The following is a 24108-nucleotide window of genomic DNA, read 5'->3' on the forward strand; positions in this document are numbered from 1 at the left end:
CAGATGGGTGTGTAACATGTGTTACACATCCATCTTTTTTGTACGGATTTTTTTGTTTAACGAATGAAAGCGTTCAACAAAATAGAAATAGGTATAATGACCTATATCAATTTATCAGAAAACTTCGTAAATTTTTGATTAAGTTCTTACGGACAACTCGCTCCGTAGGATGAATCATAACAGGTACAGGGGGAAAGACATCATGAGTTTGACGCGGAAAAAAGATGTTTCCGCTATGATTGCTGCAAGTAAACGAAACAGTGGACTTGCTCGAAATCTTGGCGCGATGGATTTAACGTTTTTAGGAATTGGCGCCATCATCGGAACCGGAATCTTCGTTTTGACAGGAACAGGAGCATTGACTGCAGGACCAGGACTTATCGTATCATTCATTCTATCTGCCATCGCCTGTGGTCTAGCTGCTCTTGCTTACGCTGAATTCGCATCAACGATTCCGGTCAGTGGATCCGTCTATACGTACACGTACGCAACGATGGGAGAGATCTTCGCTTGGATCATCGGTTGGAACTTGATCCTCGAATATGGACTCGCCTCCAGTGCCGTTGCAGCCGGTTGGTCTGGGTACTTCCAGTCCTTACTTGCAGGATTCAACATCCATGTGCCAACAGCCTTATCAGCAGCTCCTGGAGCAGTCGAAGGAGCCAAGACATACTTCAACCTTCCAGCATTCTTAATCCTCTTTGCCATTACGGCATTGTTGTCGATGGGAATCAAGGAAACGAAACGTGTCAACAACATCATGGTCGTCATCAAGGTCGCAGTCGTCATTCTCTTCATCGTTGTTGGTGTCGGCTACGTTGAGCCATCGAACTGGACACCGTTCACACCATTTGGTTGGGGAGGCGTCTTCTCAGGTGCCGCAATCGTCTTCTTCGCGTACATCGGCTTTGATGCCGTCACATCAGCAGCTGAAGAAGTCCGCGATCCGCAAAAAAACTTGCCACGCGGGATCATCGGTTCACTTGCTGTTTGTACAGTCCTTTACGTCATCGTCGCAGCCATCATGACGGGTATCGTACCGTACCAACAGTTCGCTGGTGTCGATCATCCAGTCTCACTTGCGATTCAAATGGCCGGTCAAAGCTGGGTAGCTGGATTCATCGATCTCGGTGCGATCCTCGGGATCACAACAGTCATTCTCGTCATGACTTACGGAATGGTGCGTCTTGCATTCGCCATCTCGCGTGACGGAATGTTCCCGAAAGTGTTCTCTGAAGTGCATCCGAAGTACCAAACACCATTCAAGGCGACTTGGATGATCGGACTGGGTAGCTCACTCGTTGCTGGATTCGTTCCGCTCGATGTCATCGCAAACCTCGTCAACATGGGTACACTCGCAGCATTCGTCTTGATCTCTGTCGCTGTCTTGATTCTTCGTAAGACACAGCCCGATCTCCCGCGTGCGTTCAAATGTCCAGGTATGCCATATGTGCCGATCGCAGCAATCGCTGCATGTCTTTTCTTGATGTTCAACTTGAAACTCGAGACATGGATTGCTTTTGGAATCTGGCTTGCTATTGGTTTAGTCCTTTACTTTACGTTTGCACGTAAGAGTTCGAATTTACACCCAGGCAACATGCCGGCAGCGGAACTCGCTGCTTCGAAAGAAGAACAGTAACATACAAGAAGACCCGGTCGCCTGAAGGCGATCGGGTCTTCTGATGTTATGAAAGTGGAACAGGTCCTTTGACGCGGACCGCATCAAATTCACGACGAATGCTTTCATTGGCTCTCGCTTCATCTTCTGCCGACCAGCCGAGTTCGCTACGCATCAAGGCGAGAACACCATCTGCGTACTGTTCAGCGTGAGGGAAATCAAAGAAGACGGCCGAGGCACGACGGTTCAAGAAGTCGCCGGGTTGCATGACGAGCTCAGCTTCTAATCCATATAGAAGGGCGCCGAACCAGTGTAACGGTAATTGATAACGAGCCGCCTCGTCACCACGTGTCCGAATCAATTCGTAGACACGTTCGACATTCGTACCGTAACGTTGGATGAGCCATGTCGCCTCATTCGGTGACAATCCGAGTGCTTCTCCTTTTGGTTGTTGTTCCTTCAAGTAGCGGGCAAATCCTTTACTTCCTTGTGGATGACCACCACCAAGCAAGATATCGTGCGTACGGGAAGCGAGGTAAATCCGATTTTCTTCTGTCTTGAATTGGTCTGCGACCATATCGATAATTCGTTCTGCCATCTTCCGGTACCCGGTCAACTTCCCACCAGCGATTGACATCAGACCGGATTTCGAGACGAAGATTTCATCTTTTCGAGACAGTTCACTCGGGTCCTTTCCATCTTCATGAATGAGTGGGCGTAGTCCAGACCATGTCGATTCGACGTGTTCAGGTCGTAACTCGACGTTGAACATTTGATTCGTCGCCTCTAGGATATAATCCTGATCCTCGACAGTGACACCCGGCTCAAGAATATCTCCTTTATAGTTCGTGTCAGTCGTTCCGACATAGGTTTTCCCTTCGCGTGGAATCGCAAAGATCATCCGACCATCTGGAACGTCGAAATAAACAGCCTGTTGGAGTGGGAAATGCGCTTGATCGATGACGAGATGAATCCCTTTCGTCAGGTGGAGCGATTTCCCAGCTTTCGAACCATCTTTTTCACGTAGTTCGTCGACCCACGGACCGGTTGCATTGATGATTTTCTTCGCCCGAATCGTATACGTTTTGTCACTTAAGATGTCACGGACTTCGACACCGACAACTTTTCCATTGTGGTAGACGAGCGATTCAGCCTTCGTATAGTTGACGGCACGTCCACCGTAACCAACGGCTGCCTTTAAGACTTCGACTGTCAATCGGGCATCATCCGTTTTATATTCGACATAACGACCACCACCGACTAAGTGTTCCGAACGTAATAGTGGCTCGTAACGTAATGTTTCTTCTTTACTGAGCATCGTCCGGCGTTCATTGCGTTTGACGCCTGCGAGCTGGTCATAGACGCGTAGGCCGATTGATGTCGAGAAGCTGCCGAACGTTCCGCCTTCGACGAGTGGAAGCATCATCCACTCCGGCGTCGTCACGTGTGGGGCGTTCTCATACACGATGGCACGTTCTTTTCCGACTTCGGCAACCAGTTTGATTTCGAACTGCTTCAGATAACGCAATCCACCATGGACGAGTTTCGTCGATCGGCTCGATGTCCCTTCGGCGAAGTCCTGCATCTCAATCAATCCTGTCCGCATGCCTCGACTTTGTGCGTCAAGCAAAATACCGGCTCCTGTGATACCGCCCCCGATGACGAGCACGTCTAAAAGTTCTTGTCCCATCTCTTCTAACCAAGCTGTCCGTTCCGTACTTGAAAACATCTTGTCTTCCCCCTGTTCGTCTGAATGGATAGTTAGTCTACTTCTATCCATGTACCCGATTTTGCACTCTTTTGAGCACGATCAATGATTTTCATGACGAGTTCAGCCTGTTTCGGAGAGACAGGTGGGGTTGTTCGCTGTCGAATGGTTGGCGCAAGGTCTGTATAATAATCCCCAAATTGCCCGGAGACAAAAGGAAAGTCTTCAAGGGGGCCGTTTGCTTCAGCCAATTGATACGTCGCGCGTTTCGTATCGACTTCATCGACGAAATAGCTAGCATTTGTCCCATGTACCATTAGCGAAGGACCAACAGCCGGAACGATGGAACCGATGTGTAAGATAGCGCGTCGTGTACCGAATGCTAAAATCAGATGTGTATAGTCATCAACGATCCCACCTTGCCGTTGAATCGTTTGGTCACAAAAGACGCGATCCGGAATTTCATCGAAGGCGACGAGTGCTTGATCGATCAAGTGTGATCCAAGATCGTACAAGAGACCAGCACCGGGTACGTCCTGTTCGCGCCAACGATTTTCAACGTCTGGACGATAGCGATCATAATGCGCTTCGAACGTTTGTATCGTGCCGAGACGTCCGGATTCGAGTAAGGTCATCAGCGTTCGAAAGTCCTTCGTATACCGACGATTATGATAAACTGTCAGTAACCGATCGTGTACACGTGCTAGTTCTGTCAACGTTTCGGCTTCTTCGAGCGTGACAGTGAACGGTTTCTCGACGAGTACATCACAGCCCGATAGCAAAGCGAGACGCGCAAGTGGATAATGTAGCTCATTTGCTGTCGCGATGACGACTAAATCAATCTGTTCTTTAGCGAGCAGGGCTTCAAGTGTCGAATAAACAGGTAGCGTCGCGTCGTAAGCAGCGACTGCTTCCGGACGACTCGACTGAACAGCGACTAACTGATAATCAGGTGCGTGTAAATAAGGAGCATGTAAATGTTCACCGGCAATACCAAAACCAACTAAAGCGGTACGAATCATGGAAAACACATCCTTTTCAAGTTCATACCCTCAATTTACCATAAGGAGGAATACAAGATGATTACGGAACAACACATCATCGAAAAGATGCGTCAAGCGATGCAACGCATTGAGCAAACGACAGGAGCCGCGCAGAAAGAGCAGATTGCAGCAATGAAAACGTACTGTGAACTATTACTTGAATCTGAGGCGACATCAAGTTCAACGATATCGCTACCTACGTCAACACCTCAGGCAACACCAACAGTCGATCCGATGTTAGCGCGTTTCATGGGTGTTTCGCAGGAGAAAGAAGAAAAAGGCACTTCATTGCTCGATTTTTGAATGAAATGACGCGATTCAGGGAATAACCATCACAGTTGAAATGAGAAGGGGAGATACGTCATGAAAACAGTAATCGTCATCGGAGCAGGGCCAGGAAACGGATATGAAATCAGTAAACGATTCGGAAAAGAAGGCTTTCAAGTCGTTTGTGCGGCGCGGACACAAGAAACACTCGCAGCCGTCATCACGGAACTAAAAGAAGCGGGCGTGGAAGCGGTCGGAGTGGAATGTGATGCTTCTCGAAAAGCCGATATCGCATCACTCATCGAATGGACAGAGGAGCAATACGGACAAGTCGATGTCTTAGTCTACAATGCTTCGATTTTACATCAAGCGTCTGTCCTCGAAGTTTCGGCAGAACAGATTACGAAAGAGTTCGAAATCGACGTACTCGGTGCACTGCATGCCGCACAACTCGTTGCTCCATCGATGCAGGAACGGAAAGACGGCGCTATCCTGATTACTGGAGGCGGCGCTGCGATGCAAGCGATCAAATCGTTACCAGGGCTTTCAATCGGGAAGGCAGGCGTTCGCCAAGTGACGCATATGTTACATGATACGTTGAAGGAAGATGGTGTCTACGTCGGAACTGTCACGATTGCCGGGGAAGTGAAGCGTGGAACGGCACTTGATCCGAAAAATGTAGCGGAAGCGTTCTATCAACTTTATACGAACCGAAATGAAGTTGAAACGGTTCTTTCAGCAGACTAACGAATAAACAAGATAGCGTATGCGGGTTCGGGCTTTGACCGAATCCGTATTTTCATGGAAAGGAGCGAAACAGAAGTGAGACGATATGCAATGATGAGTCTACTTTTTTTATTCGTTCTCATCGGTTGTGCATCAGAAGAAACCGATTTGCTTGGCATTAAGCAACCGGATGGCGAAAAAATCACGAAGGCGACGGTCGAACGCGTCATCGATGGGGATACGTTAAAAGTAAAGTTGGCGGATGGGAAAACGGAGGACGTTCGTTTACTGCTCGTTGATACACCGGAAACCGTCAAACCGAATACACCGATTCAACCATATGGAACGGAAGCTTCAGCATTTACGAAAGAGACCTTACCGAGTGGGACAGCGATTCGGTTGGAGCGTGATCATTCCCGGACTGATCGATACGGAAGATTACTCGCATACGTCTGGTACGGCGATAAGATGTTGAATCAGGAGTTACTTCGAAAAGGACTCGCACGTGTAGCGTTCGTCTATGAGCCAGACACACGTTATGTCGATATGTTCAAACAGATCGAACAGGAAGCCAAGCAGGCGAAGAAAAAGATTTGGGAGCACGATGGCTACGTCACAAATCGTGGCTTCGACGCTCAAGCGATTACAGAAATGAAATCCTGCGACATCAAAGGCAACATCAATCGGTCGGGTAAAAAAATCTACCATGTACCGGGAGGTCAGTCCTACGATGAAGTGAAGCCAGAGCAACAGTTCTGTACGGAAAAAGAAGCAGAAGAAGCCGGATTCGTCCGCGCTGCACGCTAATGAATGCAAACAAAAAGCCATCGAAATCGATGGCTTTTTGTTTATTCTACAGGTGGTGAGGGGGATTGATACTGCTGTACTTTATCATCTTCATCAAAGGAAATCGTGACATCGGTGATCCCTTTAAGAATTCGGATTTGAAGTTCAAGCCGGTCCTTGATGTCGTCCGCTTGGGCAATCGTTAAGTTAGGATCCACTTCAATCTCTGTCTCGACATGGAAGTGATCCCCTTCCTTAATGACTTCAAGCTTTTCAATATCACGAACCGCTTCATCACGTAATAGGATTTCACCGATTTTAGCAGTCAGTACTTCATCAATCTCACCGAGCGCACCGGCAGCATTTTGAATAAAGACATTATAGACGACGTAGAACATCATCAGACCAATCAAAATCGATGCAATGCCCTCTGCTTGATAAAACGATGTGTAATGCGAAATCAGAACGGCAATGATCGCGATGATACCACCGAGAGTCGCAACAAGATCTTCCATGAAGACAAGACGTGTAGCTGGTTTTGCCTGCCCAAGATGGGTGAAGCTTTGTCCGACAAGCGTCAATCCTCGGGATTTGAGCCCGGTTTCATGAGCAATCTCGATCATTGCTTTATAAAAGACGCCGACTTCGAGGACAACACCAATTCCAAGTGCCGTCAAAATGATCCAAAGCCCAGTCGTCTCTTCGCCAGGACCGTGTGCGATATGCAAGATGCCTTCACGAATCGTCTCATACGCAAGGAGTGCGACGACGATGATTGCAGCAAGTAACACGAGGTTAACAAGCCGACCGAATCCGTTCGGGAATCGTTTCGTTGGTGCTTTTTTACTGAGAGCAGAACCGATATAGACGAAAAACTGATTCGCCGCGTCACCGATCGTATGCATCATTTCAGCGAACATTGCAACGTTCCCAGTCAAGATATAAGCGACGAACTTGATGATAGCAATGATCGTGTTGACGACAGCAGCAGCAAGTGCTGACTTATTGCCGCGACGGATCAATGAGAAAAAAGTGGCCATGAGCGGTTCTCTCCTTGTCTATTCAAAATAGGTTAACCGCGTCCTGCTTGGAACGATGGATAAAGTGTCATTCCGCCGTCCGCAAAGAGTGTGATACCAGTGACATAACTCGCTTCGTCCGACGCAAGCCATGCGGCAACGGCTGAAATTTCCTCAGGTTTTCCGATATTGCCCATTGGAATCATACTCTCGACTTCTTTTCGTTGTTCCGGATCTTCGAATTTTTCAGCGTTGATCGGTGTATTAATCGCACCAGGTCCAATCGCATTGACCCGAATTCCTTTTGGTGCATATTCCATCGCAAGGGTTTGTGTCATTAATTTAACGCCACCTTTACTTGCAGCGTAGTGGACGAACGTTGGCCATGGAATGATTTCATGAACACTCGACATGTTTATGATGCTACCTTTGACATCATGTTCGACGAAGTACTTCAGTGCTTCACGCGCACCGAGGAATGCCCCTGTTAAGTTGACGTCGATGACTTTTTGCCAGTCTTCGAGTGACATTTCATGAGATGCTGACGGCATCTCGATTCCTGCGTTATTGACGAAAACATCCAACTGACCAAAGTGAGCGACAGTCTCTTTGACGAGATTGATCATATCGTCTTCTTTTGAGACATCTCCTTGAATCGTGATGGCTTCGCCACCCTGTTTTTGAATCGATTCTGCGATTTTCTTCGCTTCTTCCGGATGACTGCGATAGTTGATGACGACACGCATACCTTCCTCTGCATAACGGCGGACGATGGCTTCACCGATTCCCATTGATCCACCTGTCACGATGGCTACTTTTCCCTTTAAACTTTCATACATGATGCTTCACTCCTTCATTATTGTTTCGTAAATCCAATCATGATCCCACCAGCAACGACTAAAATACAACCGATGATGACGAAGGTCATTTCTTTCTTTGTCTTCGTTTCTTTTAGTAAGAGGACACCGCCAATCGTTGAGATGACGACTCCTGTTTGAGATAAGGAGAAGCTCGTTGCGACTCCGACTTTTGCTGTGGCAAACAGTAAAGCGACGTTCCCGACAGCCCACATGAGTCCACCGACTGTATTGCCGGCTGTTTTCTTCGTGAAGAGATCTCCTTCTCGTAAAGAAAGGAGAATCGCACTCACGACCATCCCGACAGCTTGTGGTAAGACTGCTTCCCATCCATTGATATCGAACCAACGGGCAATGACGACGTAGCCGACATACCCGACAGTCGAGATGAGAAGAAGCGTCAGTCCTTTTCCGATATTCTCATCTTCTTTACTCTTATCTTCCTTGTAAGACGTGAAAGCTGCTCCGGCAATGATCAATACAAGGGCACTGATTCCGAGAATCAACGCAGTTGTCGTTGACCACTCTCCAAAAGCGAGAACACCAAACAACGATGTTCCGACGAGTTGCATCCCTGTTGAGATGGGCATCGTCTTTGAGACACCCATTTGACGGAATGCGGCAAACTGATTTTTTTGACCGAGCGCCCAGAAGGCACCAGAAAAGAATCCGGCGACCCAAGCAGTCGTCGACAGCTCTGGGCTGACAAAAAAGAAGGTGACGATCGCGAAAAGCAACGCACCCAGAGTCGTACCGATAATTTGTTGCGCCGTTGAACCTCCGATTTTTGAGACGACGAGCGGCAACGATCCCCACATTAATGCAGGAACGATGGCAATTAAAATATCAATCAAGTGTTTCACCTCTCCTTATTGTTATCTCTCTACTTGAAGCTGTACCCCGCGAGACGCGAGGAAAAACCTCGAAGCCCAAAGAGGAATTATTCTGAAATAAAAAAACGTCCACCGAAGTGGACGCATATTGTCGTTCTATTTAACGGAACGGTTCATCGGCGATCCGGACGATTTGTCGTCCGATCCGTCTACCATTCCATAAAGCGATGACGGCGATCGTCAAGGAAATGCCCATGACGTCATACTGCGTAAAATAATAGCCGAGATAACTAAAAGGCAGACTAATGATTCCGACGAGCGAACTCGTCCACTGCCGGATTTTGAGTGACTCGATGTTCGCGACACGAGAGAACTTTTGTTGCTCCATGATGCGCCAACGTGTCGGTTCGCTTAAGGCATCGTTAACAAGACGCGGGAAGGCGAGCAATCGCGCACCGTAAGAGCCGGCAATCTGGAGATAACGATTTTGGTTTTTTCCTTCGTCATCGAGCCAACGCCGAACCATTGGTTTGGCTAACTCGAGCAGGTTGATTTGCGGTGAAAGAATCTGAAGAATCCCAAGAATCGTCGAGGCAGCACGACCGAAGAACGCAAACTCGGCAGGGAGCTGGATCGGTTCGTTTCGGACTAGCAATTCGATATCGGATAAGACCTTCTCAATCAGTTTCGTGTCGACGTTTTCCATATCACTCTCGAGATAGAACGTGACCGCTTTTTCAATTGCTTGTCGGATATTTTGCTTATTCGCATTCGGCAACAGGAATCGTAAATCTTCGAGACCATCGACGATTGCATCATAATCTAATGTGACGAAGGATTGGAGGATTCGTTGAATCGCTCGCATGTCATCAGGCGTCGTCGCTCCAATCATCCCAAAATCAAGCAAGACGATTTTGCCGTCGGACTGGACGAGGACGTTGCCCGGGTGTGGGTCGGCGTGAAATTTCCCGCCGAACAGTAATTGCTCACCAGCGTTCAAGAAGAGATTACGCGCTAGTTCGTCACGATCAATCTGATGTTCCGCTAAATAATCGAGATCGGTGATACGTGTCCCGTCAATCCATTCCATGACGAGCACACGATTCGTACAATGTTCTTCATAATAACTCGGAATATAGATGACAGGATTCGTCTCATACATTTTTTTAAAGTAGAGACCGTTTTTTAATTCAGTTCGGTAATTCAATTCATCACCGATGACGAAGACCATTTGGCGATACAGACTTTGTAAATCAGTCGATTTGTTTAATGAAGTCCGGCGTAACATGGCAATGACGATGCGCATGGCACGGAAATCGGTTTTGATGATTTGTTCGATGTTCGGTCGCTGAACTTTGATCGCAACTTTTTTACCATTTGATTTTAAGGTTCCGCTGTACACCTCACCAATCGAGGCAGAAGCGACAGGACGGGGACTGATGTCCGAGATGATCTCTTCAATCGGCATACCCCAATCCTCTTCGATGATCTTACGTGACTCTCCAAGTTTACTTGAAGGAACTTTATCGACGAGTTCGGTCAGTTCCATCAAGACGGACGGAGGAAACAGATCGGCTCGAATCGATAAGAACTGACCGAGCTTGATCAGTAACCCTTCTAACCGTAATGCTTTTTTCTTATAGTCACGCGCAATCCGGATCATGATGCGCTCAAACTCTTCGTTGTTCGTACCTGGCCGGTTTTTCCGGGTGAATCGATAGATCGTAAAGATGTAACGTGCGAACATCGTCACGATGACGACGATGCGATAAAGCGCCCAACGTTTCATACGGTCACCTAGCTTCCTGTACAGTTTGTTTCAGTATAGGTTACTTTACCTAAAAACGTCACTCGCAAACGGTCGAAACGGTGACAGAAAATTAATGCTTTACGGAAACTAAAAAGAGAGTATAGTAAGTATTGGAATTTCTTTGTAGAAAGGTGAAATGTGCGCATGTCCTGGGACTTATTGAATATCATCGGCACGGTCGCTTTTGCGATGAGTGGTGCGATTGTTGCGATGGAAGAAAAATATGATTTATTCGGTGTCTGGTTACTTGCTTTGATCACAGCATTCGGCGGGGGTGCCATTCGTAATTTACTGATTGGTGTACCGGTATCCGCTCTCTGGTCGCAAGGTGGTCTCTTTTTAGTCGCGATTCTCGTTGCGTTGTTGATCTTCATGTTACCCCAGTTGTTCTTGCCGCACTGGACACGTTGGGGCGTCCTCGCGGATGCGCTCGGATTGTCTGCGTTTGCGATTCAAGGTGCTTTGATGGCGACAGCAAAAGGACTGCCGTTGTCCGCGACGATTTCAGCTGCTGTGCTGACTGGTGTTGGTGGTGGAGTGATTCGCGATTTACTCGCTGGTCGGAAACCACTCGTCTTGCATAAAGAGATCTATGCGATGTGGGCCGTCATGGCAGCACTTGTGATTGATCGTTTCCAATTGACGAATCCTCTACATTTGTTCACATTGCTTGGACTCATCACCGTTTTACGTATGCTATCGTATTATTATGAATGGAATTTACCAGCACGACGGTTAGGGGGAGAATAAGCATGAAAGTTTTCATTATGATTGGCGCGATCTCGATGATGTTATCGGTCGCACTAGGTGCATTCGGTGCACACGCCTTAAAAGATATGTTGACGGAACGGATGCTCGCGAACTGGCAGACAGGCGTACTTTACCAGATGGTACACTCGCTTGGTATCCTAGCACTCGGGGGACTCTTATTAAAAGCATCGATCCCGCAATGGTCGTTGGCTGCATGGCTGATGCTTGCCGGAATCGTCTTCTTCTCCGGTAGTCTGTACGTCATGGCATTGACGAATGTAACAAAACTGGGTGCCATCACACCGATTGGTGGCGTCTTGTTCATCGCAGCATGGATCTTTGTCGCGATTGGTGCCTACAAAGGACTATGATGATTGACCGTTTTTCTTCCGTCATGGAGAAGAACGGTCTTTTTTTGTATGAAAAACGCCTACTCGCGATGGAGTAGGCGTAAGTATCAAAACGAGTTCATCGTTTTGTCGTTTGTGTTTTGTTTAGCTTCGATAATGCTTGCTCATAGCGATCCAGTACACGATCTGCAACCGGTTTCAGCTCTTTTGAAAGCACAGCGAATTGCAATTCACGCGATCGTGTCGATCGGTTCATAGCATTCCCCATGGTAATTCCTCCTTACGTAATCAACCTACTATTTTATAGCCTGTTTTATAGCCGCAAGGAGTATATTCCCATGAGATATTTCAATCAAACGTCATTCAACACATTAAAGTGCAAAATGAGTATTTAATTGTTCACTTTCGAGACGGTTCCCGATGAAGAACTCACCAAACTCACCGTACTTCGCGCTGACTTCGTCAAAACGCATTTCATAGACGATTTTCTTGAACTGAAGAATGTCGTCTGAGAAGAGCGTAACGCCCCATTCCCAATCGTCAAATCCAGTTGATCCACCGATGATTTGCTGAATTTTCCCAGCATAACTCCGACCAATCATACCGTGACGATACATGAGCTCTTTTCGTTTCTCCATTGAAAGCGTGTACCAGTTGTCGCCATCGCGACGTGACTTGCTCATCGGGTAGAAGCAGATGTGCTTCGCTTGTGGCAAGATTGGATAGAGACGATCACGCACGTAAGGGTTCTCGTATGGGTTTCCTTCGCCTGAACCACGGTACGTACCGAGTTCGACGACAGAGACGTAAGAATACGTCGGGATCAAGTAATCATAGAGATCAAGTTTCTGCATTTTGACTTCGACGTCTTGGATTTGTTCCATCGTTGGACGAAGAACCATCAAGACGAGATCGGCTTTTTGACCGATGATCGTGTAAAGTGCATGGCTTCCGTCTTTTGTCGCTTCGACACCAGAAAGCTCTGAGAGGAAGGCTTGGAACTCCTCAATCATGCGCGCGCGGTCTGTCGCGTCGACTTGTTTCAAGCGTGACCAATCGATCCGGCGGAAATCATGTAATGTATACCAGCCGTCGAGTGTTTCAGCGGCTTGTTGCGTAGCAGTCGGTTCAGATGTTTGGTGTTGCATGGGATGACCTCCTGAGTCTGAAATAAATTGTCTTTTTCCATATCCTATCTTATCACATTCTATTGAAACGCTTCGCCCGAAAAGGTCTTTGTCCATGAGATCGTAACACATGAAAAAAGCAGAGAGTGGGTAAAAGGGGGAGTGGAGATTACGTTGCTTGGAAATAGTCTCTGTACCATTCTTGAAAATGACTGTAATAGTCGGTGAATATGGCTTCAGTGCTTTTGTTAGATAACTTTTTTGCAAATTGTTTTAACAACGATTGAGAACTGTGTATAATAAACGATGGAAAAGAAAATGGATCAAATCGACGACGTCGTGTTTACCTAAAAAGGAGAGAAACTCATGCAATTATTCGATATGTTAGAACAAAAGATTAAAGCGCACCAACCGAAAATCGTCTTCCCAGAAGGAATTGACGCGCGTGTTCTTGGCGCAGCTGTCCGTTTGAAGAAAGACGGTCTCGTCACACCGGTCGTCATCGGACCACGTGTACAAATTGAAGAAACAGCAGCAGCAAACGGAATCGATGTCACGGGACTTGATACGATTGATCCTGCTTCTTACGTTGGAATCGATGAGCTCGTCGCATCGTTCGTTGAGCGTCGTAAAGGGAAAGCAACAGAAGAGCAAGCACGTGCTGTCATCTTAAAAGACGTGAACACGTTCGGTACGATGCTCGTTCACACAGGGCAAGCAGAAGGTCTTGTATCGGGGGCAATGCACGCAACAGGCGATACAGTTCGTCCAGCACTTCAAATCATCAAGATGCAAGAAGGCTATAAAAAAACATCAGGCGTCTTCATCATGGTACGTGACGATGAGCAATACGTCTTCGCAGACTGCGCAATCAACATCGCACCAGATGCGAACGATCTAGCAGAGAACGCAATTGCATCTGCGAAAACAGCGAAAACATTCGGTATCGATCCGAAAGTGGCATTGCTCAGCTTCTCGACAAAAGGTTCAGCAAAATCACCAGAGACAGAGCGTGTCGTTGAAGCAACACGCATTGCTAAAGAACGTGCACCAGAGCTTGCGATCGATGGGGAACTTCAATTCGATGCTGCATTCGTTCCAAGCGTCGCGAAATCAAAAGCACCAGAATCAGATGTCGCAGGTCAAGCGAACGTCTTCATCTTCCCAAGTCTTGAAGCTGGAAACATTGGCTACAAAATCGCACAACGTCTTGGTGGATTCGAAGCAATCGGTCCGATCCTTCAAGGGTTGAACAAACCGGTCAACGATCTTTCACGCGGTTGTAACGAAGAGGATGTCTACAAACTCGCGATCATCACGGCAGCGCAAGCAGTCGAAGAACGCCAAGCCTAAGCACGGTGTGAAAAAGTCTTTACTTTTTCGCTAAACCCCGTACAATGGTACACATCACGAAAATCACGAAACGTAAACGTATAGCAACGCTCGTATAATAGTGGGAATTGGCCCACGAGTCTCTACCGGATCGCCGTAACGGTCCGACTACGGGTGGTGAGTTACTGCTCTCTTTTTTGGCGTACAGTGGCTGCCCCCGGGTAGCGGCTGTACGTTTTTTCGTTTTTAAAGAGGAGAATGCATGTATGAAACGTCTACACGACATGATTAATCAAGAGGGAATCGTATTATCGGATCAAGTATTGAAAGTGGATGCCTTTTTAAACCATCAGGTCGATCCGACCTTGATGTGGGAAATCGCCTATGAGTTCATGGATCGCTTCCAAGATGCCGGTATCACGCGGATTTTGACGATCGAAGCAGGTGGTATTGCCCCGGCAATGATGACGGCGCTCCGTTTAGGGGTACCAATGGTCTATGCCCGTAAGACGAAATCCGTCACCTTGAATGAAGGAACGATTTCAGCTGAAGTCTTCTCGTTTACGAAACAACAGACGAGTACGATTACGGTTGCAGAAAAATACCTACAACCGGGTGAGCGAGTTCTGATCATCGACGATTTCCTCGCGAACGGAGAAGCGGCATTTGGTCTCGCTCGCCTCGTTGAGCAGGCAGGTGCGGAAGTTGCCGGCTTTGGAATCGTCATTGAAAAGTCGTTCCAACCGGGACGTCAAAAGTTAATCGAAGCCGGGTTCCGCGTCGAGTCACTCGCTCGCGTGAAGTCGTTGAAGGATGGAAAAGCGACGTTCGTTGACTCGGTGACCGTATGAGACTATCGAACTTCAAAGCCGCTAGTCTCGGACTTCAGCATGTGCTCGCGATGTACACAGGAGCAGCCGTCGTTCCGCTGATCGTTGGTAGTGCGATCGGATTGTCGGGAGAAGAACTTGCTTATTTAGTTGCGATTGATCTCTTCATGTGTGGCGTAGCGACCTTACTACAAGTGCTCGTCACGAAATATACAGGCGTCGGTCTTCCTGTCGTCCTTGGTTGTACCTTCACCGCAGTCGGTCCGATGATCGCGATCGGTAGTCTTCAAGGGATTACGGCGATTTATGGTGCTTTAATTGCGAGTGGTTTGATCATTCTCGTCATCTCAGGCTGGTTTAGTAAGATTGCCGTCTTGTTCCCGCCAGTCGTCCTTGGTTCTGTCGTGACGATCATTGGGATTTCCTTGATTCCGGCTGCAATCAACGATATCGGGGGCGGACAAGGGGTGAAGGACTTTGGTGACGCACGTTATCTTGGACTCGCCGGACTAACGATCGTCTTGATTTTAATCTTGAATCGCTACGGCACGGTCTTTTCAAAAGCAGCAGCCGTCTTGATTGCTGTGATGATCAGTACACTGGTTGCGTTTGGCATGGGGATGATCGACTTCAGTCCGGTGGCGGAAGCGTCATGGTTCCAAATGGTGACGCCGTTCTACTTCGGTGTTCCGACATTCAATGCGACGGCGATCTTGACGATGACACTCGTTGGTCTCGTCTCGATGGTTGAATCGACAGGTGTGTTCTTGACACTTGGTGAGATCACGGATCGTCGCTTAACGGATAAGGATCTAGCACGTGGCTACCGGGCAGAAGGTGTCGCGACGATCGTTGGCGGTATTTTCAATAGTTTCCCGTATACGACATACAGCCAAAACGTCGGTCTCGTTCAGTTGACTGGCGTGAAGACACGTAAAGTCATTTTATTTGCGGGTGGATTTTTAATCTTGCTCGGCTTCTTACCAAAAGTGGCGACATTCACGACGTTGATTCCAAAACCTGTCCTAGGTGGGGCAATGTTGATCATGTTCGGAACGGTCGCAGCGAGCGGGATTCGTATTCTTTCGCGGGTCGATTTTTCGAAGAACGAACACGTCATCACGGTAGCACTCGCGCTCGGAATTGGTTTAGGAATCAGTACGAATCCTGAGATCGTAGCCGGTCTCCCGTCACAAATCCGTGTCTTGACGGATAGCCCGATCGTCGCAGGGTCACTAACGGCATTATTGCTAAATGGAATCTTCCGATTGACGAGTAAGTCGGAGTCAGTAGACGCACCACTTGCTAAAGTTGATTAACAATTGTAACTTTCCGAAAGGAACTGTCCTGTATACTACTTAGTAGCAGGAGGTTCCTTTTTTTATACTGCTAACGTAATCAGAATATTCCGAGTATGTGGATTTGGTAAGAAATATACATTGAAAACGTTTACAAAATCGACACATCTTCTTTATACTGACAACGTAGCGGTACGGGGAACTGCTAAGAAACAAACAGAGACGGGAAGGACGTCGTAAAAATGAAACAACAGACAGAGTTGAATCGGGGACTGGAAGAACGTCATATTACACTGATGTCGCTGGGGGCGGCAATCGGTGTCGGACTCTTCCTAGGGTCAGCAAAAGCGATCCAATTAGCAGGACCAGGGATCTTACTTGGTTATCTGATTGGTGGTGTCATCATTTTCATTATCATGCGAGCACTTGGGGAGCTTGCAGTGCGGGAGCCGGTGGCTGGTAGTTTTGCGGAGTATGCCCGGAAGTATGTCAGTCCATTAGCTGGCTTTTTAACAGGTTGGAATTATTGGTTACTCTGGATTTTTACGTGTATGGCGGAAATCACAGCAGTCGGTATTTACATGAAAGTATGGTTCCCGGATTCTCAGGGGTGGGTATGGGCACTAGCAGCACTTGTCTTGATGACGAGCATCAACTTCATTGCTGTTAAATTTTATGGTGAATTCGAATTTTGGTTTGCGTTGATTAAAATCGTCGCGATCGTCGCCATGATCATCTTAGGGACCTTGACGATTGTCATTGGTCTTGGAAACGGCGGCACACCGGTTGGAATTTCAAACCTGTGGTCACATGGTGGATTCCTGCCGAACGGATTCGGTGGAGTACTCCTTGCCATGCAGATGGTCATGTTTGCGTTCTTAGGAATTGAAGTGATTGGGGTCACAGCAGGGGAAGCGAAGAACCCGAAGAAAACGATTCGAAAAGCCGTCAATAACGTCTTCCTTCGGATTTTAGTATTCTACATCGGTGCGCTCTTCGTCATTTTATCGATTTATCCGTGGAATCAAGTCGGAGCGAACAATAGTAGTCCGTTCGTATTATTATTTGATTCACTTGGTATTCCAGCAGCAGCCGGCATCATCAACTTCGTTGTCTTAACGGCAGCACTCTCGTCATGTAACTCCGGTATCTTCTCGACAGCCCGGATGATGATGAACTTATCCGAGAACAGTGAAGCACCACGTCGTTTCTCGAAAATCTCGAAAAACGGTGTCCCGGCACTGGCGACGATTCTTTCAGGTGTCGCGTTGCTCGTTGGTGTCGCTTTGAACTACTTCTTACCGGAAGATGTCTTTGCGATCGTTACGAGTATTGCGACGTTCGGAGCCGTTTGGACGTGGGCAATGATTCTGATCGCCCAGATGCGGGCGCGGAAGGTACATGGTTCAGCAGAATTCGCTGTTCCATTCTTCCCGGTCGCGAACTACATTGCCCTCGCGGCACTTGCTGGTGTCATCGTCTTGATGGCATTTGACGCAAGTACACGCATCGCTTTGGTCGTTGGACCACTATGGTACGCGATTCTGATTGCTGTCTATTATGCACGGGGAATGCATAAGGAGACACGTCAGTCGACGCGTCGAGCATCAGGAGAATAATGAGATGGGCGGATCCGCAAACGGGTCCGCTTTTTCATCACTTCGTATCAAACGGTTTCGTTTTGTTTTGATGATGAATTTGCTACACTTACGGCAGAACCATACAGGAGGTCATACGAAATGAAAACGATTCATGTAGATGAGTTACAAGAGCGATTAGAGGCAGGCGAGGCGTTACACGTCGTTGACGTCCGGGAGCAGGATGAATACGATGCAGGACATATTCCGAACGTCCGCTTCCTTCCGATGTCTGAAATCGGTGAACGCTATACGGAGCTGCAAGAAGGTGAAACCTACTACTTAATCTGTAAAGCGGGCGCGCGAAGCGAAAACGTCGGTCGTTTCCTCGAGCAGTATGGATATGATATCGTCAACGTCGAAGGCGGCATGATGAACTGGAAGGGCGATCAAGAAGCATAAGGGTAAGCGTTACCAAGGAAGACGACTCCATACGGGTCGTCTTTTTTTCATGTGAATCAATGAACGATTATTATTTTTACTATGAATATTCTTCGCTGTTCTTCCGATAAAGAAGGTAGAATAGCGAGTCCTTGCACTCGGGAATGGAGTGACACATGGAACAAAAGATCAAACGCACGATGAGCATCAAACAAAAATTAATTCTGACATCAATTCTCCTATTAGTAATTCCAGCACTTGTGATCGGATTTGTTGCCTACAATCAGGCGAAACAAACGATGACGGAGCAAATTCTACAATCGGCACATGGTGGAGTCGATCGGATGAATGATGAGATTCAGAATATCATTGATCCGATGCGACGCGATGTCGCCTTTTTTGCGGACCGGATTGACGGAACGCTTTATCAAAAAGGAAAACAAAATGCAGCGTTGAAGGAAAAAATGACGGAATATCTCGATATGCATCCGCAGGCAGCGAACATCTATTTCGCGACGACGGAAGGGGATATGAACATTTTCCCGGAACAGGTCATGCCTGAGGATTATGATCCACGTGAGCGTCCCTGGTATCAATCAGCGGAAGCAGCAGGTGGAAAAGTCGTCATCACCGATCCTTACGTTGATGCGGCCTCAAACAAGATGATGGTCACGCTCTCGCAGACGACGGGCAACGGAAGAGGTGTCGTCGCGATTGATGTCGATGTCGACCGCATCGCGGAAATCGCGAAAAAGATTAAAATCGGTAAGGAAGGTTATGTGACGATTCTCGATTCGAATAAAAAGTTCGTCACGCACCCAACGTTAAAACCAGGTGAAAAAGCGACAGGGAACTGGGTTGCACCACTCTATGCGGATCCAGCTGGACAATTTTCGTATGAATTCGAAAATGAAGGCAAACAGATGGACTTCATGACGAATGATTTGACGAAGTGGAAGGTTGCCGGAACCCTGTACGATCATGAAATCACCGATGCGACGTCGAGCATTCTTTTGACGACGCTTGCTGTCATCGGCGGAATGTTACTCGTCGCAGCCGTCTTCATTTACTTCATCCTTCGCTCGATCTTACGCCCACTCGGTCATTTGACACGTGGGGCAGAACGGATTCAATCTGGTGATTTGACGGAACCCGTCATCGTTGAATCAAACGATGAGGTCGGGCAAGTTGCGCAAAGCTTTAACGTCATGGTCGATTCACTCCGCTCGATCATCATCAATCTCGACCAGTCGATCACACAAGTGGCCGGCTCGTCGCAGGAATTAATGGCGAACTCTGCCCAGACGACGTCCGCATCGGAACAGATTGCGGGATCGATTCAACAGGTCGCAGCAGGGGCGGATCAATCGAAACGTCAACTCGATGCGAATGCCGTTTCGCTCCAGTCGATTACAGCGGGCATCATGCGAATTGCTGAGAGCTCAACCGATGTGTCAGAGCTATCACGTTCAACGGCAACAGAAGCCGAGAACGGAACGGTTGCTGTACTACAGAACGTCCAGCAGATGAAAGAAATCGATGCCTCCGTTCAAAACTTCGGTGGTGTCATCAGCTCACTCGCACATCGTTCGAATGAAATCGGGAAAATCGTCGATGTCATCAACGGCATTGCCGAACAAACGAATTTATTGGCACTGAACGCGGCGATTGAAGCAGCACGGGCAGGCGAAAACGGAAAAGGGTTCGCCGTCGTCGCAAGTGAAGTACGGAAACTAGCAGAGCAGTCACAGGATTCAACGAAGCAGATTGCACAGCTGATTCAAAACATCAAGCAGGAGACAGATCAGTCAGTCACGATGATGAAAGAAGTATCAGGACAGACGAAAGCCGGTTTATCGACGACAGAAGCATCAGCAGAACGATTCCAGAAGATTCTCGAACGGACGCAAGAGATGACACCGCGAATCGAAGATGTGACAGCAACTGTCGAGGAAATCGCAGCGAACGTTCAAGAGGTTTCTGCCTCTGCAACCGAAATCGCACATATCGCGCAAGAGAATTCATCGGCGTCGAAACAAGTCGCAGCGACGACAGAAGAACAGTTGAGTGCGATGGAAGAGATTTCGCACTCAGCCAAAGCATTATCCGATATGGCGGAAGAATTACAGGTGCTCGTTGCCCGTTTCCGTGTTTAAGCCATCGATTATACAAAGCAAGGAAGCTATTCTTCCTTGCTTTTTTTGTCTGTCACCATTTTGTGACAAACTGAACAAATAGCTTGGAATCCTTGTGAATCCGGGCTTGAGATGGTACTAAATCGGGAATTTAATAAATATCTAAACACTTCGAAGGAGGTGGGTGCGATGAAGCAGTTACGCAAGATGAGAGAGTGGAGTGAAGCGGGGCTTTTGGACGAAGCAACCGTCAAACGAATCGTCGATTATGAGAACAATCGTAAGGAAAAGCAACGTCTACCGCTCTTGTTGATTGTTGGAGGGACCTTCGTCGTCTTGGCTGTATTCAGCTTTTTAGCTGCCAACTGGCAAGCGATGCCGATCGGCTGGAAAATCGGACTTGTCGTAGCACTCATGTGGATTTGTTACATCATGGCGGATCTTTCGGAACGTCGTCGTATTCTTCATCCGGTCGTCTTTCGAATCGGTGGAATCCTAGCGTTTGGCGCCTCGATTCTCGTAGTTGTTCAAAGTTTTCACTTGCCGATGGAAGGATCACTGCTCAGTTGGTGTATGTTTGTCGCCGCATTAGTGCATTATATGCTTTGGCGTCATGAAGCATACGGTGTCGTAGCCTTCCTTTCCGGATGGACGATCTTCACGAGTCTCGGTGGTTTTGGTCAAGAACAGGCGAGTTATCTCGACTGGACGTCGTTCGGTCTGATGGTCGTGTTGTCGTTCAGTTGGTTTTACTTCAGTCAACGTCTGCCATCGCTTTTGTTTAGCTGGCTGTTTCTCTTCTTCAGTGGTCTCTCCTTGTTTCTCCTTGTATCATATGACGGATTCCTGTGGCCGGTCTGGACGCTATTTTTACTCGTTCCAGTTCTCTGGCTTGTTCGTGAGGAGTCCAATCGCCGGATCGTCGAAATGGTCTATCTGGTCGTTGCTGCCATCAGTTCGATCGTCTATCTGTCTGTACGTGCGGAATCAAATGCCGCATTACCATCCATGACAGAAGCGATTCTGCTAGCTATCGTATCCATCGGGTTAGGAATTTTCCTCTATCAAAAACGTCTCTCCTTATTGTTTATCGTTCCGCTTGGATTCGTTGGAGTCCTGTGGCTTGATGAACAGGCCATTCTACTCGCCATTCTCGTTGAACTATCCGCGCTACTGTATCTGTTGTATCAAGAACGTCGTCATGCCGTCATCTGGCCAGCCTTCCTCTATTTCATTCTCGTTCAAATCGCGATATACGTCATCTATGCGTGGGATCGTTTAAACATGTCTTTGTTTTTCCTCATCGGTGCGCTCCTCATCTTCCTATTGTCCGGTGTCTTATGGTGGTTACGCCGTAGAGGAGGTGTGACGTCATGAAGCGCTATCTAATGCCTGTATTGCAGACGTGCGCCGTTGGTCTGTTGATCGTCAGCTTTTTTGCGACCTCCTGGTTCGGAACATCGTACCGTTTTCGGGCAGAGCCGTTTGATCCGTTTGATCCCGTTTACGGTGAATACGTGATGCTTCAGTATCCGGATTTAAAACCAGGTCCGACGATTCAAAATGGGCGTGTTTATGTCAGCTTCAAGACAGATGCTTCTGGTTATGCTCAAATCGACCGGATTTCGAATGAACGATTCTTTGGAAGTGTCGCCGGCGACTATTATGACCAATACGTGTCGATTCCACAGTTGACGCAGTATTATGTCGAACAGGGAAGCGGAAAACAATACGAGAAAGCTAAAGCACTAGAAGTCCGTGCGGATGTGTCACCATGGGGAACGATCCGGACGACGAATTTAAAAATTTCTGAGTAAAAAACCTTGCGTCAGGAATGAAACGGTTGTACTATTAATTTAAATTTTCAGACAACTAAATCTGCATGCGTAGACGGGAAGAGTAAAGTGATCAGAAATCGATAGAGAGTCTCTGTTGCTGGAAATGAGACGATTTCGTCATTTGAAGATGGTCCCGGAGCAGTCGGAAGAACGTGAACCGTGTTCATTAGTAGAACCGACCGGTAGGACGGATACCGTTAGCATTCCAGGGAGTCTCGTACTCCTAGAGGTGGCTGAACGTGAGTTGAGCTATGAACGAAGGTGGTACCACGTGAACAGACATCACGTCCTGAGAGATAAGGGCGTGGTGTCTTTTTTGTGGGGACGTCCGCGCAGGAGGAGGATGACGAGATGGCAGAAGCATTGGTATTGCAATCAGACTTTGGCGTGAGTGACGGGGCAGTGAGTGCGATGTATGGGGTTGCGCATAGCATCAATCCAGAGATTCGGATTTTTGATTTGACGCACGACATTCCGCCCTTCCACATTTGGGAAGCGTCCTATCGGTTACTGCAGACGGTACCGTACTGGACGGAGCAAACGGTGTTCGTTTCTGTCGTTGATCCAGGTGTCGGATCGAGTCGAAAGAGTGTCGTCGCGCGGACGCATGCGAATCAATACATCATCACACCAGATAACGGAACGTTGACGCATCTTTGGCAAGCCGGATACATTGCTGAAGTGAGGCAACTCGATGATCGACGGCATCGCTTACCTCGAATGGGTGAATCGTATACGTTTCACGGACGAGATATCTTTGCCTTCACGGGTGCTCGGTTATCGAGCCATGTCATCACCTTCGAGGAAGTAGGACCCGTTTTACCTGCTTCGGACATCGTCTTGCTCGACCGGACACTTGCCTCGTCGTCGGATACCGGTGTTACCGGTATCGTCGAGATTCTCGATGTTCGCTTCGGAAATGTCTGGACGAATATTCCGGTCGCTCTCGTCCGTCAGGCGGGTCTCGACATCGGTAGCCACGTCAAGGTAACGATTTCGTACCGAGAACGGATTGTTTACGAACAAACACTGCTCTTTGGTCATTCGTTCGCCGATGTGCCGGTTGGTTCAGGCGTCGTCTACATCAACTCGCTGGATCAGATTGCTCTTGCCTTGAATCAAGGTTCGTTTGCGCATGCATTTGAGGTTGGAATCGGAAATGATTGGAGTGTTAACGTACAACATATTAAAGGAGGAGATCGAACATGAAAGGATTTACGACAAAACAGATCGTCGCAACCGGGATCGGAGCAGCAGTATTCATCATTTTAAGTCGATTCGCTGTGATTCCGACAGGCGTACCGAACACGTCAATTGAGACATCCTATGCATTTCTCGCATTCATGGCAGTTTTGTTCGGACCAGTCACAGCCGGTTTGATCGGTCTGATCGGTCATGGATTAAAAGATGCGATTTTATATGGGTCTCCGTGGTGGAGCTGGGTCATCGTATCCGGGTTCGTCGGTTTTGGCATCGGATTGATCGCTAACCGGATTCGTCTAGAAGAAGGCGGATTGACGACACGTAAAATCGTCTTATTCAATGTCACACAAGCCATCGTGCAAGCGATCGGTTGGATCATCATTGCACCGGTACTCGATATCTTAATTTACACGGAGCCAGCGAACAAAGTCTTCGTCCAAGGGGCTGTCGCTGCGACATCGAACATCTTGACAGTCGGTGTCATTGGAACGTTGTTGCTCGTCACCTATGCGAAAACAAGAAGTAAAGCAGGCAGCTTGAAACGCGAAGCTTGACCGAAT

At 47.8% G+C, this 24108-nt stretch carries 24 protein-coding genes and 1 riboswitch; of the genes, 16 read left to right on the plus strand and 8 right to left on the minus strand.

What is annotated here, in order from left to right; all coding sequences use genetic code 11:
* Positions 1-202: 202 nt before the first annotated feature.
* Positions 203-1639 carry a branched-chain amino acid transporter BcaP gene (gene bcaP, locus KNQ03_RS11690; RefSeq protein WP_047391976.1) on the plus strand — a complete coding sequence of 479 codons (1437 nt, stop codon included), beginning with the start codon at positions 203-205 and terminating at the stop codon, positions 1637-1639.
* Positions 1640-1685: 46 nt separating this feature from the next.
* On the opposite strand, the gene KNQ03_RS11695 is transcribed toward bcaP, so the two are convergent.
* On the minus strand, positions 1686-3347 hold the full coding sequence (locus KNQ03_RS11695; RefSeq protein ID WP_149426649.1) for a glycerol-3-phosphate dehydrogenase/oxidase: 1662 nt from the start codon (positions 3345-3347) through the stop codon (positions 1686-1688).
* A gap of 32 nt (positions 3348-3379) precedes the next feature.
* Positions 3380-4348 (minus strand): Gfo/Idh/MocA family oxidoreductase, encoded by a 969-nt coding sequence (locus KNQ03_RS11700; RefSeq protein ID WP_149426650.1) that lies wholly within the window; start codon positions 4346-4348, stop codon positions 3380-3382.
* 57 nt (positions 4349-4405) lie between these two features.
* Between KNQ03_RS11700 and KNQ03_RS11705 the strand changes: the two genes are divergently transcribed.
* The 3 genes from KNQ03_RS11705 (at position 4406) to KNQ03_RS11715 (ending at position 6169) form a co-directional block, all read left to right on the plus strand.
* Positions 4406-4672: a DUF5327 family protein gene (locus tag KNQ03_RS11705; RefSeq protein ID WP_050677319.1), complete on the plus strand. Its 267-nt coding sequence runs from the start codon at positions 4406-4408 to the stop codon at positions 4670-4672.
* 60 nt (positions 4673-4732) lie between these two features.
* Positions 4733-5383: an SDR family NAD(P)-dependent oxidoreductase gene (locus KNQ03_RS11710; RefSeq protein ID WP_035399210.1), complete on the plus strand. Its 651-nt coding sequence runs from the start codon at positions 4733-4735 to the stop codon at positions 5381-5383.
* A 90-nt stretch (positions 5384-5473) separates the two neighbouring features.
* On the plus strand, positions 5474-6169 hold the full coding sequence (locus KNQ03_RS11715; protein WP_244290079.1) for a thermonuclease family protein: 696 nt from the start codon (positions 5474-5476) through the stop codon (positions 6167-6169).
* 41 nt (positions 6170-6210) lie between these two features.
* Here KNQ03_RS11715 and KNQ03_RS11720 read toward each other — a convergent pair whose 3' ends face one another.
* The 4 genes from KNQ03_RS11720 to KNQ03_RS11735 all read right to left on the minus strand — a co-directional run bounded on the left by KNQ03_RS11720 (position 6211) and on the right by KNQ03_RS11735 (position 10646).
* A complete protein-coding gene (locus KNQ03_RS11720) occupies positions 6211-7188 on the minus strand; it encodes a cation diffusion facilitator family transporter (RefSeq protein ID WP_149426653.1) in 978 nt (325 codons plus the stop codon).
* Positions 7189-7220: 32 nt separating this feature from the next.
* The gene (locus KNQ03_RS11725) at positions 7221-8006 is read right to left on the minus strand and encodes a glucose 1-dehydrogenase (RefSeq protein WP_149426654.1); all 786 of its coding nucleotides are present in this window, start codon (positions 8004-8006) and stop codon (positions 7221-7223) included.
* A gap of 17 nt (positions 8007-8023) precedes the next feature.
* Complete coding sequence (locus KNQ03_RS11730) at positions 8024-8875, minus strand: GRP family sugar transporter (RefSeq protein WP_174514744.1); 852 nt, start codon at positions 8873-8875, stop codon at positions 8024-8026.
* Between the two features lie 142 nt (positions 8876-9017).
* Positions 9018-10646 (minus strand): ABC1 kinase family protein, encoded by a 1629-nt coding sequence (locus KNQ03_RS11735; RefSeq protein WP_023466751.1) that lies wholly within the window; start codon positions 10644-10646, stop codon positions 9018-9020.
* A 165-nt stretch (positions 10647-10811) separates the two neighbouring features.
* On the opposite strand from KNQ03_RS11735, the gene KNQ03_RS11740 reads away from it, so the two are divergent.
* Positions 10812-11417, plus strand: coding sequence for a trimeric intracellular cation channel family protein (locus KNQ03_RS11740; RefSeq protein ID WP_023466752.1), 606 nt, complete (start codon positions 10812-10814; stop codon positions 11415-11417).
* 2 nt (positions 11418-11419) lie between these two features.
* A complete protein-coding gene (locus tag KNQ03_RS11745) occupies positions 11420-11788 on the plus strand; it encodes a DUF423 domain-containing protein (protein ID WP_023466753.1) in 369 nt (122 codons plus the stop codon).
* A 97-nt stretch (positions 11789-11885) separates the two neighbouring features.
* Here KNQ03_RS11745 and KNQ03_RS11750 read toward each other — a convergent pair whose 3' ends face one another.
* Together KNQ03_RS11750 and hemQ are read right to left on the minus strand one after the other, a co-directional pair.
* Positions 11886-12035, minus strand: a complete 150-nt coding sequence (locus tag KNQ03_RS11750) for a hypothetical protein (protein ID WP_023466754.1) — start codon at positions 12033-12035, stop codon at positions 11886-11888.
* 103 nt (positions 12036-12138) lie between these two features.
* Entirely contained in the window at positions 12139-12915 is a 777-nt protein-coding gene (hemQ, locus tag KNQ03_RS11755; protein ID WP_050677313.1) for a hydrogen peroxide-dependent heme synthase, read from the minus strand.
* 345 nt (positions 12916-13260) lie between these two features.
* Here hemQ and pta point away from each other — a divergent pair, with 345 nt between their 5' ends.
* The 10 genes from pta (at position 13261) to KNQ03_RS11805 (ending at position 24102) form a co-directional block, all read left to right on the plus strand.
* Positions 13261-14247, plus strand: coding sequence for a phosphate acetyltransferase (gene pta, locus KNQ03_RS11760; RefSeq protein ID WP_214724837.1), 987 nt, complete (start codon positions 13261-13263; stop codon positions 14245-14247).
* Between the two features lie 70 nt (positions 14248-14317).
* A riboswitch (purine riboswitch) is annotated at positions 14318-14417 on the plus strand.
* Between the two features lie 75 nt (positions 14418-14492).
* Positions 14493-15077, plus strand: a complete 585-nt coding sequence (locus KNQ03_RS11765) for a xanthine phosphoribosyltransferase (protein WP_035399199.1) — start codon at positions 14493-14495, stop codon at positions 15075-15077.
* A complete protein-coding gene (locus KNQ03_RS11770; RefSeq protein ID WP_214724838.1) occupies positions 15074-16375 on the plus strand; it encodes a nucleobase:cation symporter-2 family protein in 1302 nt (433 codons plus the stop codon). The genes KNQ03_RS11765 and KNQ03_RS11770 overlap by 4 nt, the downstream gene beginning before the upstream one ends.
* A 221-nt stretch (positions 16376-16596) precedes the next feature.
* Entirely contained in the window at positions 16597-17973 is a 1377-nt protein-coding gene (locus tag KNQ03_RS11775) for an amino acid permease (RefSeq protein ID WP_214724840.1), read from the plus strand.
* Positions 17974-18093: 120 nt separating this feature from the next.
* Positions 18094-18393: a rhodanese-like domain-containing protein gene (locus tag KNQ03_RS11780; protein ID WP_023466762.1), complete on the plus strand. Its 300-nt coding sequence runs from the start codon at positions 18094-18096 to the stop codon at positions 18391-18393.
* A 155-nt stretch (positions 18394-18548) separates the two neighbouring features.
* Positions 18549-20528 (plus strand): methyl-accepting chemotaxis protein, encoded by a 1980-nt coding sequence (locus KNQ03_RS11785; protein ID WP_214724842.1) that lies wholly within the window; start codon positions 18549-18551, stop codon positions 20526-20528.
* Positions 20529-20696: 168 nt separating this feature from the next.
* On the plus strand, positions 20697-21884 hold the full coding sequence (locus KNQ03_RS11790; protein ID WP_214724845.1) for a DUF2157 domain-containing protein: 1188 nt from the start codon (positions 20697-20699) through the stop codon (positions 21882-21884).
* A complete protein-coding gene (locus KNQ03_RS11795; RefSeq protein WP_047391952.1) occupies positions 21881-22324 on the plus strand; it encodes a GDYXXLXY domain-containing protein in 444 nt (147 codons plus the stop codon). Before KNQ03_RS11790 ends, KNQ03_RS11795 begins: the two co-directional genes overlap by 4 nt.
* A 372-nt stretch (positions 22325-22696) precedes the next feature.
* Positions 22697-23554: an SAM hydrolase/SAM-dependent halogenase family protein gene (locus KNQ03_RS11800; RefSeq protein WP_029343188.1), complete on the plus strand. Its 858-nt coding sequence runs from the start codon at positions 22697-22699 to the stop codon at positions 23552-23554.
* Positions 23551-24102: an ECF-type riboflavin transporter substrate-binding protein gene (locus KNQ03_RS11805; protein ID WP_023466768.1), complete on the plus strand. Its 552-nt coding sequence runs from the start codon at positions 23551-23553 to the stop codon at positions 24100-24102. Before KNQ03_RS11800 ends, KNQ03_RS11805 begins: the two co-directional genes overlap by 4 nt.
* Positions 24103-24108 lie beyond the last annotated feature (6 nt).

This window comes from Exiguobacterium sp. s143, from assembly GCF_018618895.1.
GTDB classification, from domain to species: Bacteria; Bacillota; Bacilli; order Exiguobacteriales; family Exiguobacteriaceae; genus Exiguobacterium_A; species Exiguobacterium_A abrahamii.

Coding starts and splice junctions, on each gene's coding strand:
- bcaP (WP_047391976.1), top strand. CDS start 203: ATGAGTTTGACGCGGAAAAAAGATGTTTCCGCTATGATTGCTGCAAGT.
- KNQ03_RS11695 (WP_149426649.1), bottom strand. CDS start 3,347: ATGTTTTCAAGTACGGAACGGACAGCTTGGTTAGAAGAGATGGGACAA.
- KNQ03_RS11700 (WP_149426650.1), bottom strand. CDS start 4,348: ATGATTCGTACCGCTTTAGTTGGTTTTGGTATTGCCGGTGAACATTTA.
- KNQ03_RS11705 (WP_050677319.1), top strand. CDS start 4,406: ATGATTACGGAACAACACATCATCGAAAAGATGCGTCAAGCGATGCAA.
- KNQ03_RS11710 (WP_035399210.1), top strand. CDS start 4,733: ATGAAAACAGTAATCGTCATCGGAGCAGGGCCAGGAAACGGATATGAA.
- KNQ03_RS11715 (WP_244290079.1), top strand. CDS start 5,474: ATGATGAGTCTACTTTTTTTATTCGTTCTCATCGGTTGTGCATCAGAA.
- KNQ03_RS11720 (WP_149426653.1), bottom strand. CDS start 7,188: ATGGCCACTTTTTTCTCATTGATCCGTCGCGGCAATAAGTCAGCACTT.
- KNQ03_RS11725 (WP_149426654.1), bottom strand. CDS start 8,006: ATGTATGAAAGTTTAAAGGGAAAAGTAGCCATCGTGACAGGTGGATCA.
- KNQ03_RS11735 (WP_023466751.1), bottom strand. CDS start 10,646: ATGAAACGTTGGGCGCTTTATCGCATCGTCGTCATCGTGACGATGTTC.
- KNQ03_RS11740 (WP_023466752.1), top strand. CDS start 10,812: ATGTCCTGGGACTTATTGAATATCATCGGCACGGTCGCTTTTGCGATG.
- KNQ03_RS11745 (WP_023466753.1), top strand. CDS start 11,420: ATGAAAGTTTTCATTATGATTGGCGCGATCTCGATGATGTTATCGGTC.
- KNQ03_RS11750 (WP_023466754.1), bottom strand. CDS start 12,035: ATGGGGAATGCTATGAACCGATCGACACGATCGCGTGAATTGCAATTC.
- hemQ (WP_050677313.1), bottom strand. CDS start 12,915: ATGCAACACCAAACATCTGAACCGACTGCTACGCAACAAGCCGCTGAA.
- pta (WP_214724837.1), top strand. CDS start 13,261: ATGCAATTATTCGATATGTTAGAACAAAAGATTAAAGCGCACCAACCG.
- KNQ03_RS11765 (WP_035399199.1), top strand. CDS start 14,493: ATGAAACGTCTACACGACATGATTAATCAAGAGGGAATCGTATTATCG.
- KNQ03_RS11770 (WP_214724838.1), top strand. CDS start 15,074: ATGAGACTATCGAACTTCAAAGCCGCTAGTCTCGGACTTCAGCATGTG.
- KNQ03_RS11775 (WP_214724840.1), top strand. CDS start 16,597: ATGAAACAACAGACAGAGTTGAATCGGGGACTGGAAGAACGTCATATT.
- KNQ03_RS11780 (WP_023466762.1), top strand. CDS start 18,094: ATGAAAACGATTCATGTAGATGAGTTACAAGAGCGATTAGAGGCAGGC.
- KNQ03_RS11785 (WP_214724842.1), top strand. CDS start 18,549: ATGGAACAAAAGATCAAACGCACGATGAGCATCAAACAAAAATTAATT.
- KNQ03_RS11790 (WP_214724845.1), top strand. CDS start 20,697: ATGAAGCAGTTACGCAAGATGAGAGAGTGGAGTGAAGCGGGGCTTTTG.
- KNQ03_RS11795 (WP_047391952.1), top strand. CDS start 21,881: ATGAAGCGCTATCTAATGCCTGTATTGCAGACGTGCGCCGTTGGTCTG.
- KNQ03_RS11800 (WP_029343188.1), top strand. CDS start 22,697: ATGGCAGAAGCATTGGTATTGCAATCAGACTTTGGCGTGAGTGACGGG.
- KNQ03_RS11805 (WP_023466768.1), top strand. CDS start 23,551: ATGAAAGGATTTACGACAAAACAGATCGTCGCAACCGGGATCGGAGCA.